The organism is Hymenobacter sublimis (assembly GCF_023101345.1).
In the GTDB taxonomy this organism is placed as follows: Bacteria; Bacteroidota; Bacteroidia; order Cytophagales; family Hymenobacteraceae; genus Hymenobacter; species Hymenobacter sublimis.
The window spans coordinates 2836895-2851117 of record NZ_CP095848.1; the positions used below are offsets into that span (position 1 = coordinate 2836895).

Genomic DNA, 14223 nt, shown 5'->3' on the forward strand with positions numbered 1-14223 from the left:
AAACCATTTCCCACCTCTGCAACAAAAAAGCCGGCCCTAATGGGCCGGCTTTTCTATTCTACTTCTAGCTGGAGTTATCAGATGAGCATGCGCATGGGGTCTTCCAGCAGGCTCTTGAGCGTCTGGAGGAAAGCGGCGCCGGTGGCCCCGTCTACTACCCGATGGTCGCAGCTCAAGGTTACCTTCATCACGTTGCCAATGGCCAGCTGGCCGTCTTTTACTACGGCTGTTTGCTTGATGCCACCTACGGCCAGAATGCAGGCATCCGGGGGGTTAATGATGGCCGTGAATTCATCGATGCCGAACATGCCCAGGTTGGAAATGGTGAAGGTACTACCTTCCCACTCGCTCGGCTGCAGCTTTTTGCTCTTGGCTTTGCCGGCCAGCTCTTTCACCTCAGTAGCAATAGTCGACAGACCTTTGCCATCGGCGTTGCGCACTACGGGCACCAGCAGGCCTTCATCCACGGCCACGGCTACCCCAATGTTTACCACCTTGTTCTGGCGGATTTTGTCGCCGAGCCAAGAAGAGTTTACGGCGGGGTGCTGCTTCAGGGCCACAGCGGCAGCCTTGATAACCAAGTCGTTGAACGACAGCTTCACCGGCGACAGGGCATTGAGCTGGGTGCGAACCTCCATGGCGCGGTCCATTAGGATTTCCATCGTCAGATAGAAATGCGGGGCCGTGAACAGGCTTTCCGACAGACGGCGGGCAATCACCTTGCGCATCTGCGATACTGGCGTATCGGTGTAGGTGCCTTCGGCGGCGGTTGGCGCGGGGGTAGCCACTGGGGCCGGAGCGGCTTTCGGCTGCTCGGGCAAGGCGGCCTGAATGTATTCCGACTGGGTGTTGGCGGCCTGGGCTGGCTGCGAAGGAGCAGCGGCCGGGGCAGGTGCCGCCGGCGCTACGGCCGCTGATGGCTGGGCGCTTTCCAGGTCGCGAGAAACGATGCGGCCATTTTCGCCCGAGCCTTTGATGGTGCTCAGGTCAATACCTTTGTCTTTGGCAATGCTCTTGGCCAAGGGCGAGGCGAAGATGCGGCCACCGTTTTGAGCAGGAGCAGCCTCTGCGGCCGGAGCTGGGGCCGAGCTGGTTGCGGGAGCAGTTGCTGTATCAGCGGCCGCAGCCGGAGCCGGGGCGCTACCGCCCGACTGACCACCGAGCAGGGCCTGCACGTCGGCGCCTTCTTCCCCAATGATAGCCAGAATGCCATCCACGGGAATGGCCTCGCCTTCTTTCGGGCCGATATAGAGCAGGGTGCCGTCCTCGTAGTTATCCAGCTCCATGGTGGCCTTATCGGTTTCCACTTCGGCTAGCACGTCGCCAGACTTCACTTTGTCGCCTACCTTTTTAAGCCAGGAGGCAATGGTGCCTTCCGTCATGGTGTCGCTCATTTTCGGCATCCGGATAACGGTTGCCTTCTTGCCGTTGCCCGCGGGAGCCGCAGCAACCGGAGCCGCCGGAGCAGGTGTGGCAGCTGGAGTTGGGCTAGGGGCCGGCGTGGGAGCCGGAGCGGCCTCTGCCTTAGGAGCTTCCGCTGCGGGAGCCGGCGCGGTGCCGCCGCTTAGCAGGCTAGAAATATCTTCGCCTTCCTTACCAACAATAGCCAGCAGGCCATCAACGGGCACGGATTCGCCTTCCTTCGGGCCGATGTGCAGGAGGGTGCCGTCTTCGTAATTTTCCAGCTCCATCGTGGCCTTGTCGGTTTCAACTTCGGCCAGGATATCCCCGGATTTTACTTTGTCGCCTACTTTTTTGAGCCACGAAGCAATGACCCCTTCGGTCATCGTGTCGCTCATTTTGGGCATTTTTATGAGTTCGGCCATCTGCGTCTTCGTTGGGTTGAGTGGGCCAAAATTAGCCCGAATTTCTGGGGGTGCAAACTAAAGCCCCTCTTCTACGATTGGGCTCAAAACAGCGAATTTTCGCCTGGGCAAGCACTCTTAGCATTGCAGCAGAAAAGCGTCGGACCCTCAGACCATCATTCACCTGAAAGTTACCGGCACCACCCATTGCTCTACCCCACACCCCTTCCGATCAGTACGCGCGGTAGGCACCATTTTTAGTTGCTGCACTGCAGGCCCAACCAGCGGCAAAAACTGTTGCAGTTTCGCTGAGTCTGGTTGCATTCCTGTACTCATGTAAGGCTTGCCCGATTTCTTCCAGATCAGACGTACACCCATGATGCGAGTTGAGCTGATCCGTAGGGTAGAATCAACGGTAAAGCGTACAAATGCCTTTCCACGCAAGGTTTGATGCCTGACAGATGCAGTAGGCTGAGCCGCTAGCAGCTGATAGCAATACTCCGGAAAATAGCAGCTAAAGCTCTCCTTGTTAGTATCCGCCTCCGCTACAGCAAGTGTTACAGCGTTCGACGGGGCGCCCGCCATTCGTTGTTCTTCACATTCCGCAGTGCACCCGCAAAGCAACCCAACCAGCCCGGCTACCCTCAGCCCTGGACTAGGCATGATTTTCTTGCAGGTGGCGCACGTCTAGGAAGTTGCGCACGGTGAACATGGAGCCGGTGTAATCGAGTTGGTAAAGGCAGAGGTTGTGGTGCTCGAATGAGTCCATCAGACGTAAGGGGTAGCCCAGCAGCTGGCAGAGCAGCACGCGCATGGCGCGGCCGTGCATGCACACTAGCACATTTTCCTCCTCGGTCCGAGAGGTTAGCAGTTCAATAACCGGGCGCTGCCGGGCCGCTACCTCCTCGGGGCTTTCCCCGCCCAACAGGCGGGAGGTAGTGCGGCCGGCTCGCCAATCCTGCAGCACTTGGTGGTACTCTTCGTCTTCCTCAGGTGTGATGCGGGTACCCTCGCGGACGCCCCAGCTGATTTCGTTTAGGCCGGCGTGCTGCTCGTGGGGTAGCCCTAGCTCCAGGAAGCCGCGCACCGACTGGTGGGTACGCTGCAGCAGGGAGGTATACACTTTATTGAAGGGCACGTGGCGGTAGGCCGCGAAAAAACGCGCGGCTTGGCGGTGCCCCGCCTCGTTCAGGGAGGAGTCGACGCCGCTGCCTTGCACGATGCCGCGCACGTTGAAATCGGTCTGGCCGTGGCGGATGAGGTATATTTTTTTGACGCTCACTTTCCCCCTAGTTTTGCTGTGTCTGCCGTTAAAGTACGGGCTTTTCGCTTGCACAGATGTGTTTAAGCTGGCTTGTTTCGCTGGTTTTGCCACCATCGGGCCGCTCAGCCAGCCTTTCCACCTACTTTTTCGCCTGGAAGCGGTTATTCTACCACGGGGGTAGCCTCGTTTTACTACTGCCAGCCGCTGCAGTGGCCATCTACTTTCGACCCTCACTCCTTACGCATGACGCTGGAGCAAATAAAGCACTGGGTAAACACCCGCCCCACCCTGGCCGACGCCCTCGGCATTGAGCTAACCGCCCTCACCGACGACTACCTAGAAGGCCGCATGCCCGTGGACGGCCGCACCCATCAGCCCATGGGATTGCTGCACGGCGGGGCCTCCGTGGCCCTGGCCGAAACCCTGGGTAGCGTGGCCGCCGCCACCCGGCTCGACCCAACCAAGCAAGCCTGCGTGGGGCTGGAAATCAACGCCAACCATATCAAAGGAGTGCGCGACGGCTACGTGGTAGGCCGGGCCACGGCCCTGCACGTGGGCCGCAGTACCCAGGTGTGGGAAATCCGGATTACCCACGAGGAAACCGGGGCCCTGGTGTGCATCAGCCGCATTACTATGGCCGTGATTGACTTACCCGCCGCCAAGCCCCAGGCATGAGCAGCCTGCAGCGCATTTCCTGGCAGCCCAACCTGCCCGTGGCGGATCGGCGGCGGCGACTAGTAGCGCTGGCCCTGAGTAGCGGCCGGCCGGTAGCGCTTTGGCGCCTACCCGGCGCCCAGCACGCCCGGTTGTGCGTGAGCTTAAAAGTTGATTCCGCCTACGTAGGGTTGCCGCCCGCTCTGGAGCCCACAGCCCCGGCGGGATTCGCCTTTTTTCCCTTCCGGGATTCCGACCACAACCCGCCGCTTTTCCTGCCCGCCGACCTGTACTTTGATCTGGCCCATCCGGAGGAAATTCAGGTGAGTTCGGCGGCGGCGGCCCGGTTGCCGGAGCTACGACAGCGCTTTGCTACCCTCCCACCCACGGCCGACCTTCCCTGGCACCTGAGCCGCCAGCCAGTACCAGCTACCGCCTCCCAACCCGACTATGAGGCGCTGGTAGCGGCCGGGGTGGCGGCCATTGAGGCCGGCACCGTGCACAAGGTAGTATCAAGCCGGGCCGTGCGCAGGCTGTTGCCGGCCGGCTTTGATGCCCTGGCGGCGTTCGACGAGCTGCAGGAGCGTTACCCTAATGCGTTCGTGTCATTGGTGAGTGCGCCGGGAGTGGGTACCTGGCTGGGCGCTACCCCCGAGGTGCTGGCTGAAATTACCGAGGACCAGGTTTTCCGAACTATGGCCCTGGCTGGCACCCAACCGCTGCTGCCGGGCATGATACCGGCCACCGCCAAGTGGGCCCACAAAGATTTGGAGGAGCACGCCATGGTGGCGCGCTACATTGTGAATTGCTTCAAGCAGTTACGCCTGCGCGAGTACGACGAGCGGGGTCCGCGTACCGTGGCTGCCGGCCAGCTCTTGCACCTGCGCACCGATTTTGCCGTGCACCTCACCCAGGTTCCTTTCCCAACCCTGGGCACCGATATGCTCCGCCTCCTGCACCCTACCCCGGCCGTGGGTGGGGTTCCTAAGCAGCCGGCCCTGGAATTTCTGCGCCGCCAGGAAGGCTACGACCGGGCTTATTACGCTGGTTTCCTGGGTCCCGTAAACCTACCCGAGGCCGGCGTGGCCCGTCTCTACGTGAATCTGCGCTGCCTGCAGTTGCGGCCCCAGGAAGCCATTCTCTACGCCGGTACCGGTCTGACCATTGACTCTGACCCCGCGCGCGAGTGGCAGGAAACCGAGCTGAAGCTGCGCACCATTGGCGCTATTCTGCATGAGTGAGCTGAACTATTGGTGCTATGCAAAGTTGTGTGGACAGTACATCACGACGCCATCTTGCAGAGCAAGGCATGCAGTGGGCTGTCATTGCAGTTGTTAGCACGTGAGATGCCCGTGATATTCTGCGTAACGGCTTCACGGGCGCACCAGAAGCCGATGCGTTTCACCCACTTCCGTTAGCAGCTCATTTTGCCTGAGTTGGTTTTCGCTTGTTGAAGCATTCTTTGTTGCTTCCTTTTGCCTCTATCCCCTACTCTATGTCTTCCCTGCAAGCCGTTCATAATATTCCCGAAATCTGCGCCCAGCTCGGTATTACGGACGTGGTGCTCTCGCCTGGGTCCCGGTGCGCTCCATTAACCATTGCCTTTGCTCGCCACCCAGCCATTACGGTGCGCACGGTACCCGACGAGCGGGCCGCGGCCTTTATCGGGCTGGGGCTGGCCCAGGCCCAACGGCGGGCGGTGGCGCTGGTGTGCACCTCCGGCACGGCGGGCCTGAACTACGCGCCGGCCGTAGCCGAAGCCTATTTTCAGCAGATTCCGCTGGTAGTCTTCACCGCCGACCGGCCGCCGGAGTGGATAGACCAGCTCGACGGGCAGACCATTCGGCAGGCCGACCTGTACGGGGCTCACGCCAAAGGCACGTTTACTTTCCCCGCCGATACCAGTCACACCGATGCGCACTGGCACGCCGGGCGCTTGGTGTCGGAGGCCATTGGAATGGCCGAGCAGTTTCCGGCCGGGCCGGTGCAGGTCAACGTACCGCTGCGGGAGCCCTTCTACCCTAAAGCGGGCGAAGAACTTCAATTTGAGCCGGTGAAGGTGACCCGGGAGCTGCCCGGCCGCTCGTTGCTGCCCGCGGCCTTGCTGCACGAGTTGCGCGAAGCCATTCAAACGACCAGCCGCGTGCTGGTGGTAGCCGGACAGCACCCCGCCAACGCCGAGTTATTGTTAGCAGTGCGCCAGTTTGCGGCCGCCTACCAGGTGCCAGTTGTCGGTGATTTGATTGCCAACCTGCACCTGCCCGCCGCCCCCTACTTCGATCAGCGCCTGCGCCCCCTCGGTCGGCAGGATGTATTTATGGCCGTTCCGGAGCCAGGCCTGAAGCAAGCCCTGAAACCGGAACTGCTAATTACTTTCGGCCAGTCGTTGATTTCCAAGGCCCTCAAACTCTACCTGCGTACCGCCAAGCCAGCCCAGCACTGGCACATCCAGCCGGCCGGCGCAGTAGCCGACACGTTCCAGTCGCTAACCAAGGTAGTGCGCATGGAACCGGCCGACTTTTTTGCGGTAATGAGTCAAGAAGTTTCGAGAGGTAATGCAGGCGGAGGCTCTAAAGCCAACGTCTCGGCTGATCCTCAGAATCCATCTACTGACTACGGAATCAGTTCGAATCCGCTCGTCACCTCTCTCACTCAGCAGGTCACTGGTTCGATTCCAGTTGATTCCACAAGCTCAGTGGAGCTGCCGGGATTCGAACCTGCGCCCACCCACACTGCCGTTCCAGACGTTACGCGCGTGGCGGTGCCCCCGGCCCCGACTGGCTCTTTCCGCCTCACGTGGCCGGGCAGCGGCGCGCACCTGAGCGAGGCGGTAGCGTCGGCCAAGGCGGCCTACCTCAAGCCGTGGCTGGCAGCTGAAAATTGGGCCGAGGGGTTCCTGCGGGAGTTTATGCAGCAGCCTCATCAGCCGTTCAATGAGTTTACGGCCATTTATCGAGCCCTGCAGTTGCTACCCGACCGCACGGCCCTGCACCTGGCCAATAGCATGGCTGTGCGCTACGCCAACATTTTGGGGGTACCGGCCGGCCGCACCGTCGAGGTCTTCGCTAACCGGGGCACCAGCGGCATTGACGGCTGCACCAGCACGGCCATTGGAGCCGCTCTGGCCCAACCCGGCCGGCCGGTGGTGCTGCTTACCGGCGACGTAGCGTTCTTCTACGACCGCAACGCTTTCTGGCACAACTACCCTACCCCCAATCTGCGCGTGATACTGCTGAATAACCACGCCGGCGGCATTTTCCGGCTGATTGATGGGCCTCGTCAGCAGCCGGAGCTGGAGGAGTTTTTTGAGACGCGCCAGCCGCTCACGGCCGAGAATACGGCGCGTGATTTCCACCTGCGCTACCACACGGCCCGCACCTTCGCCGAACTAGAATCGGCTTTACCGGTTTTCTTTGCACCCGAATCCGGCGCGAGTCTGCTTGAAATCACCACTGACAGCCCTACCAACGCCGAGTTCTTCGAACAGTACCGCGCGGCGGTGAGATCTTCGTTTACGTAATGCTTTCCCACTACTTGTCATCCTAAGCATGTTGCCTCCACCGGGTGAAGCTCAAGGAATGGCAGGAATGTTTGACGCTTTTTCTATTCCACTTTCTATGGCCGAACAACTTACCTGGACTCCGATTAAGGAGTTCCGCGAAATCCTCTTCACGCAGTCTGGCGGCATTGCCAAGATTAGCATCAACCGCCCCCAGGTCCACAACGCCTTCACGCCCCTCACGGTGCAGGAAATGATTGAGGCCATGGACATCTGCCGCAACCGCACCGACATTGGGGTCATCATCCTCACCGGTGAAGGCGGCAAAGCGTTCTGCTCGGGCGGCGACCAGAGCGTGCGGGGCGAAGGCGGCTACGTTGGCGAGGATACCGTGCCGCGCCTGAACGTGCTGGATTTGCAGAAGCAGATTCGCTCTATCCCGAAGCCCGTGGTAGCCATGGTGGCGGGCTGGGCCATTGGGGGCGGCCACGTCCTGCACGTGGTGTGCGACCTGAGCATTGCCGCCGAAAACGCCCGTTTTGGTCAAACCGGCCCCAACGTAGGGTCGTTTGATGGCGGCTTCGGAGCCTCCTACCTCGCCCGCGTGGTAGGCCAGAAGAAGGCCCGCGAAATCTGGTTTCTCTGCGACCAGTACAATGCCCAGGAAGCCCTCGACATGGGCCTAGTAAACAAGGTAGTACCCCTGGAGCAGCTGGAAGAAACAACGGTGGCTTGGTGCAACAAAATTCTGGAGAAGAGCCCCCTGGCCCTGCGTATGCTCAAATCCAGCTTCAACGCCGAGCTTGACGGGCAGGCCGGAATTCAGGAGCTGGCCGGCAACGCCACGCTGCTGTACTACCTCTCCGAAGAAGCCAAAGAAGGCAAAAATGCCTTCCTGGAAAAGCGCAAGCCCGACTTCTCGAAGTATCCCAAGTTCCCGTAACCTTTCCGAAAGGTTCTATTGCGGCCTGCATCCTCGGCGGATGCGGGCCGTGTTGCTTTACTTGCTTTTGCCCTCGGCTGGCTATATTGCCGTATCTCTCCTGTCTTACTTGAAGCCGTATGAAATCTGCCCTGCTTCTGCTGTTACTGAGCTTTACCGCCATCTGCACCGCGCAGGCCCAGTCGACCCCGCCGGCTACGAGTGCTGCTCCCCCCGATAAGGCCAAGGAAGTGCGGGTGGTGGAGGCCTCCTGCGGGCAGTGCCGACTGGGCCTGCCGGGCAAAAGCTGTGATTTGGCCGTGCGCCTAGATGGCAAAGCCTATTTCGTGGACGGCACCACCATCGACTCGCACGGGGACGCCCACGCCAAGGACGGTTTCTGTCAGGCCATCCGGAAGGCAGAGGTGCAGGGCGAGGTAGTAGACAACCGCTTTAAAGCCACCTACTTCAAGCTGCTGCCAGACCAGCCAGCCCAAGGCAAGTAGCAGGCCTTCAGAGCACGTAAAACCACACTTCGGCAACAAGCCGGGTGGTCCCAGCTTCCTACACTACTCAGCATTTAACGCAGTGCCCGCCCGATTTTTCGGGTGGGCTTTTTTGTGCGGGCTCCGCGTGAGAATCTTCGTTGAAGCAGGTTTCCGTTACGTGCTACCCACTATATTGGCGGGGCGCAAATGCGCCATCATTTTCACCTCCGCAAATGCTGCGAGCGGTCTACTAACAGGTATTTCCAAGAACTATGGCAGCGTACCGGATACTAGCCAACGGCACGAGAGATTTTGAGTTACTGGCCGCTGATGGCACCGCTTTAGGAGCCCTGCACTACAGCGAATGGTTTTCCTTTAAGGCTGTTGCTACCCTGGCCGATGGCTCCGCGTTTCAGCTAGAGCCCAAAGGATTTTGGGGTACTACCATTGAGTTGAAAGACCACGACAAGGTGCTGCTGAATTTTAAAATGAATTGGGATGGCAACATCATCCTCAAGTCCAAGCTCAATGACAGCAGCCACGCCTTCGTCTTCAAAACCAAGAGCATGCTCAAAAGCGAGTACGTGCTACGCGGCCGCAACGAGCAGGAGCTACTGGTAGTAAAGCCCGATTTTGAGTGGAGCAAGTTCAACTACAACTACACGTTTACCACCACGGAGGAGTTTGAGGCTTCCGACTCCAAAGCCCTGCTGTTGCTTACCGTCCTGCACTGCGCCAACTACTACATGACCATGATGTCGTCGGCCGTAACCACCATGATTGCCGCAACATAAGGCCTCACAGCCTCGCAAAACTTTACTCCTCAAGCTGTTCGCATAGCCGAAGAAAAACGTCACGCACAGTCGGCGGCGCCACCCGGCAGGCTGGTTGACGAAAGCCAGAAACACGCTACCTGATTCAGGCTCCCTTGCTCAACTGAACTATTCCAGTTGCATAAGCACTTGCGGAGCAGCTAGGCAGCCGCTAAAATATTGAGCCGTAAGCGCCGCAGCCCTCGCACCAGCCGAAGAAGTTGCGCAGGCGTTCCTCCTTTGCGCGCTTCTTCAGCAGCTTACGGGCCTTGCGAGCCGCATCTACAACCGGCGGGGCGGCAACGGGGCGAACTACGTGGCTACGCAACGTGAGGTAGCGCCGGAACACAAAGGTTCGGGCCAGGGCAAAGGGACCAGGGGCGACAAGTAGCATGGCGGGTAGCGGGTAGTGACGTTGTTTAAGATACAGGTTTAACGTACTAGAAGTCAAGCTCCACCGTGGGTTTCTTACCCTGTGCGCGGTAGTTCCGTATGCCGAAGTGGTAGTGCCTGAGCTTTGGCATTGCTTCCTGCCTTCTTTCCCGCCATCCGTCTTACTTGCTTGTTACGCCCCATGACCGATGCGGAATTTCACCACGCCATCCGGCGCATCTGGCGCCTGCACTGGCTGCACTACGGCGGGCAAGCCCTGCTAATGGTGGGCGTGGTGCTAGCCATGGGCAAGCAGGTAGGGCTGAGCACTCGGCAGGCACCACCCTCAGCTTCCGGGCCGGCCTTGCTGCTGCTGGGAGCTCTGGTGCCGGTGGTTGGGCTGCTGCTGTACCTGCTGGCCCGGCGGCTACGCCCCAACCTGCGCCGACGGGCCGAGGAAAACATGCGAATCTACCAGGCCCGGATTTTTCTACGCAACAGCTTGCTGGGCTTGCTGGGGTTGCCCTTCTTGCTTGCCTACGCGCTGAGCCGCGGGGCCCTGGAACTGCCGGCCTATGGGTTTCTGCTGCTAGTGTTGGCCTTTCTTACCGCCCCCTCCGCCCCAGCCTACCAACGCTGGCTGCTTAGCTGAGCAGATGCGTATACGGCTCTTTCTGGTTCTCCTACTTTCTCGTGCATGGCCCCTGATTCTGCCCTCCTTCCCGATTCCCTGCTGCTCAATGGGCGCGAATTTCACTACGCCGACATTCAGCAATATCCCGCCAACTCCCCTACCGATCTGAACGGCTACGAAGCCCGCGTGCTGGATTTCTGCCGGCAGTGGCTGAATGGGGCCCAGGAGTTTGGGCTGCAAACCTCGGGCTCTACGGGCCTACCCCAGCGCGTGACCATGACGCGCCAGCAGCTGGCAGCCTCTGCCCGCCGCACCGGCGACTACTTCGACCTGGGCCCCGGCGACCGGATGCTGGTGTGCCTGAACTGCGAATTTGTGGGCGGACTGATGATGCTGGTGCGGGGCTTCGAGCGACGCATGCACTTGACTATTGTGGAGCCTCAAGCCGACCCGCTGGCCCTGGTGCCAGCCGACGCCGAATTCGACTTTACTTCCTTCGTGCCCCTGCAGCTGCGGGCGGTGCTGGCCGCCGGTCACGCCCCGCGCCTTAACCGCCTCAAGGGCATTTTGGTAGGTGGCGCGGCCGTGGAGAAAAGCCTGGAGCAGGAAATTCAGCAGGTACAGGTGCCCGTATATCTCACGTATGGCATGACGGAAACGGCCTCCCACATTGCCCTGCGCCGCCTCAACGGCCCTGATGCAACGCCTTACTACCACGTACTTTCCGGCATACACGTGGGCCAGGATGAGCGCGGCTGCCTCACCATCCGGGCCGATGTAACCCAGGACCAGCTCATCACCACCAACGACCGGGTAAACCTGCTGGACGCGCGCACCTTCGAGTGGCTGGGCCGGGCCGATTTCGTGATTAACAGCGGTGGCGTGAAAGTGCAGGCCGAAAAGGTGGAACAGGTGCTGGAGGTAGCCCTTATGGAGCTGGGCTTGCGGTGCCGCGCCTTTATAGCGGGCCGCCCCGACGAGCGCCTGGGCGAGCAGGTAACGGCCTTTCTAGAGGGCGAGCCGTTAGCCGCGGCCCAGCAGCAGCAGCTACATGCCTTGCTCTCTGAGCGCCTCGACAAATACGAACAGCCCCGAGAATTCGTCTTCGTGCCCCAGTTCCAAGCCACGCCCTCCGGCAAACTAGACCGTCGCAACACTTTGCAAATGGTGAAATAGTGAGATGGTGAAATAGTGAGTGAAGTGTCATGGCGAGCGAAGCGTGGCCATCCGTCCTGCCCAACGTGCTACCCTTCCAAACGTGACAAGCCCTTACCTCCGTGCTGGAAGTAAGGGCTTGTCTGTTTACTAGGCCGGTCACGAAGAGAGAACGGATGGCTTTGGTGCCCTCACCATGACAGCACGGAAAACTCACTTATTCGCTCACTCACCATTTCACCATCTCACTATTTCACCTTCGCTATGTGAAATTATCCGTTGATTTGTACAAATTCCTACCCTGCACATACTCAATGAATCATACGCGTTTTTCGGCGGCTACTTTTCTGCTCCTGACTCAGCTAGGTAGCGGCTGCGCCAGCACCTCCCGCACCACTACTCCGACCACGGCCGTAACGGGCGCTACCACGGAGGTCGTAGGGCAACTGGCCGCGGCGGCTGCGCAGGAGGAATCCGCTCCGGTGGCCCCGCCAGTTCCGGCTACCCCTGCCTTCCAGCTTGTGATGGAGCAGTTTGCCGACCTGCGGATTCTGCGCTACCAGGTACCCGGTTTTGAGGAGTTGGAGCCCCGCCAAAAGGAGCTGCTCTACTACCTCTACGAGGCGGCCCTGAGTGGGCGCGACATTACCTACGACCAGAACTACCGGCATAACCTGCGGGTGCGCCGCACCGTGGAGGCCTTGTGGCCCGCCAACGAGGAGCGCCGTACCGCCAGCACCAACCAGCAGCAAATAGCCCAGGCTGAAAAGTTTGCTACCTACGCCAAGCGCGTATGGTTCAGCAACGGCATTCACCACCACTACAGCACGCGCAAGTTTGTGCCGGAGTGCACGCCCGAGTATTTCCGGGAGCTGATATTTGCTACCGATGCCAAAAAGCTGCCCCTGGAGCCGGGCGAGTCGGTGACCAAGTTCCTGGCTACCCTGAAACCCATCCTCTTCGACCCCAACCTGGCCCCTAAGCGGGTAAACCAGGAGGCGGGCAAAGACCTGGTGAAAACCTCCGCTACCAACTACTACGAGGGCATGACCCAGACGGAAGTAGAGGCTTTTTACCGCAAGAAAATCAACAAGAAAGACTCGCAGCCCATATCCTACGGCCTCAACTCCAAGCTGGTGAAGGACAAGCAGAGCCGTATTGTGGAGCGGGTCTGGTTTACGGAGGGCATGTACGGCGGGGCCCTGACCAAGGTGGTGTACTGGCTCAACAAGGCCGCCGCCGTGGCCGAAACGCCCGAGCAGGAGCTGGCCCTGCGCAAGCTGGTGGAGTTCTACCAAATCGGCGACCTAAAGAAGTGGGACGAGTACAACGTGGCCTGGGTGCACGACACCAAGTCGAGGACGGACGTTGTGAACGGCTTTATTGAGGTGTACGGCGACCCGCTGGGCTACCGCGCCGCCTACGAGTCGGTGGTATCGTTCAAGGATTTGGAGGCCACCAAGCGCATTCAAGCCATTGGCAACGAGGCCCAGTGGTTCGAGGATCATTCGCCCATTCTGGCCCAGCACCGCAAGCAAAACGTGGTAGGCATCACGGCCAAGGTGATTACGGTGGTGGTGGAAGCCGGCGCCACGGCCCCCAAAACGCCCATCGGGATTAACCTGCCCAACGCTACCTGGATTCGGAAGGAGCACGGCTCAAAATCGGTGCAGCTGGGCAACATTGTGGAGGCCAGCAACGCGGCCGAAGCAGGCGGCATGCTAGATGAGTTTGCCTTGGACGAAGCCGAAAAGCAGCGGGCCCGCACCTACGCGGAGCTGGCCGCCAAGTTGCACACCGACATGCACGAGGTAATCGGGCACGCCTCGGGGCAGATCAATAAGGGCGTGGGCACGCCCAAAGAAACCCTGAAAAGCTACGCCTCGGCCCTAGAAGAAGCCCGCGCCGACCTGGTAGCTCTCTACTACCTGCCCGACCCCAAGCTGATGCAGCTGGGCGTGGTGCCCTCCCCCGACGTAGCCAAGGCGGAGTACGACAGCTACATTCGCAACGGCCTGCTGACCCAGCTAGTGCGCCTGCAACTCGGCGAGACGGTGGAAGAAGCCCACTTGCGCAACCGCCAGATGGTCGCCCGGTGGGTTTTCGAGAAAGGCCGCAAGGAAAACGTCATTGAGAAAGTGACCCGCGAGGGCAACACCTACTTCCGCATCAATGACTACGAGAAGCTGCGTGGCCTGTTCGGGCAGCTGCTGCGGGAGCTGCAGCGCATCACCAGCGAGGGCGACTACGCCGCCGGCAAGGCCCTGATTGAAACCTACGGGGTAAAGGTTGATCCGGTCCTGCACAAGGAAGTATTGGCCCGTTACCAAAAGCTGCATATTGCGCCCTACGTCGGGTTTATTCAGCCCCGGCTGGTGCCCATCAAGCAAGGCGACAAAATCGTGGACGTGAAGCTGGAGTACCCAACCAACTTCGCCGAACAGATGCTAGAATACGGCCGCCAGTACCGCCTGCTGCCTAATTACAACTAGCTTCTTTAAGCTGATAATTAACCAAAACTGTCCTGCCGACGCAGGAGGAATCTGAATTTAGCCTTTGATGATTAACTCCAATTCCTCCTGCGTCGGCAGGACATTCACGGTAGTACTTTGCAAACA

The 14223-nt window shown here is 59.9% G+C and carries 12 protein-coding genes; 9 read left to right on the plus strand and 3 right to left on the minus strand.

The window, feature by feature from the left end; genetic code table 11:
* Positions 1-77 precede the first annotated feature (77 nt).
* Positions 78-1826 (minus strand): pyruvate dehydrogenase complex dihydrolipoamide acetyltransferase, encoded by a 1749-nt coding sequence (locus MWH26_RS11825; RefSeq protein WP_247974452.1) that lies wholly within the window; start codon positions 1824-1826, stop codon positions 78-80.
* A gap of 634 nt (positions 1827-2460) precedes the next feature.
* Complete coding sequence (locus tag MWH26_RS11830; protein ID WP_247974453.1) at positions 2461-3087, minus strand: histidine phosphatase family protein; 627 nt, start codon at positions 3085-3087, stop codon at positions 2461-2463.
* Positions 3088-3312: 225 nt separating this feature from the next.
* Between MWH26_RS11830 and MWH26_RS11835 the strand changes: the two genes are divergently transcribed.
* The 6 genes from MWH26_RS11835 (at position 3313) to MWH26_RS11860 (ending at position 9426) form a co-directional block, all read left to right on the plus strand.
* Complete coding sequence (locus MWH26_RS11835; protein ID WP_244696822.1) at positions 3313-3744, plus strand: hotdog fold thioesterase; 432 nt, start codon at positions 3313-3315, stop codon at positions 3742-3744.
* Positions 3741-4964 (plus strand): chorismate-binding protein, encoded by a 1224-nt coding sequence (locus MWH26_RS11840; RefSeq protein ID WP_247974454.1) that lies wholly within the window; start codon positions 3741-3743, stop codon positions 4962-4964. Before MWH26_RS11835 ends, MWH26_RS11840 begins: the two co-directional genes overlap by 4 nt.
* Positions 4965-5218: 254 nt before the next feature.
* Complete coding sequence (gene menD / locus MWH26_RS11845) at positions 5219-7243, plus strand: 2-succinyl-5-enolpyruvyl-6-hydroxy-3-cyclohexene-1-carboxylic-acid synthase (protein ID WP_247974455.1); 2025 nt, start codon at positions 5219-5221, stop codon at positions 7241-7243.
* A gap of 97 nt (positions 7244-7340) precedes the next feature.
* On the plus strand, positions 7341-8165 hold the full coding sequence (gene menB / locus MWH26_RS11850) for a 1,4-dihydroxy-2-naphthoyl-CoA synthase (RefSeq protein WP_247974456.1): 825 nt from the start codon (positions 7341-7343) through the stop codon (positions 8163-8165).
* A gap of 119 nt (positions 8166-8284) precedes the next feature.
* The gene (locus MWH26_RS11855) at positions 8285-8650 is read left to right on the plus strand and encodes a DUF6370 family protein (RefSeq protein WP_247974457.1); all 366 of its coding nucleotides are present in this window, start codon (positions 8285-8287) and stop codon (positions 8648-8650) included.
* Between the two features lie 254 nt (positions 8651-8904).
* Positions 8905-9426 carry a hypothetical protein gene (locus tag MWH26_RS11860; RefSeq protein ID WP_247974458.1) on the plus strand — a complete coding sequence of 174 codons (522 nt, stop codon included), beginning with the start codon at positions 8905-8907 and terminating at the stop codon, positions 9424-9426.
* Positions 9427-9616: 190 nt separating this feature from the next.
* Here the strand turns inward: MWH26_RS11860 and MWH26_RS11865 are convergent, their stop codons facing one another.
* On the minus strand, positions 9617-9838 hold the full coding sequence (locus MWH26_RS11865) for a hypothetical protein (protein WP_244696828.1): 222 nt from the start codon (positions 9836-9838) through the stop codon (positions 9617-9619).
* 180 nt (positions 9839-10018) lie between these two features.
* On the opposite strand from MWH26_RS11865, the gene MWH26_RS11870 reads away from it, so the two are divergent.
* From MWH26_RS11870 to MWH26_RS11880, 3 genes are all read left to right on the plus strand, one after another.
* Positions 10019-10468 (plus strand): hypothetical protein, encoded by a 450-nt coding sequence (locus MWH26_RS11870; RefSeq protein WP_247974459.1) that lies wholly within the window; start codon positions 10019-10021, stop codon positions 10466-10468.
* A gap of 45 nt (positions 10469-10513) precedes the next feature.
* Positions 10514-11626: an AMP-binding protein gene (locus MWH26_RS11875; RefSeq protein WP_247974460.1), complete on the plus strand. Its 1113-nt coding sequence runs from the start codon at positions 10514-10516 to the stop codon at positions 11624-11626.
* 293 nt (positions 11627-11919) lie between these two features.
* Positions 11920-14097, plus strand: coding sequence for a dipeptidyl-peptidase 3 family protein (locus MWH26_RS11880; protein ID WP_247974461.1), 2178 nt, complete (start codon positions 11920-11922; stop codon positions 14095-14097).
* Positions 14098-14223: the final 126 nt, after the last annotated feature.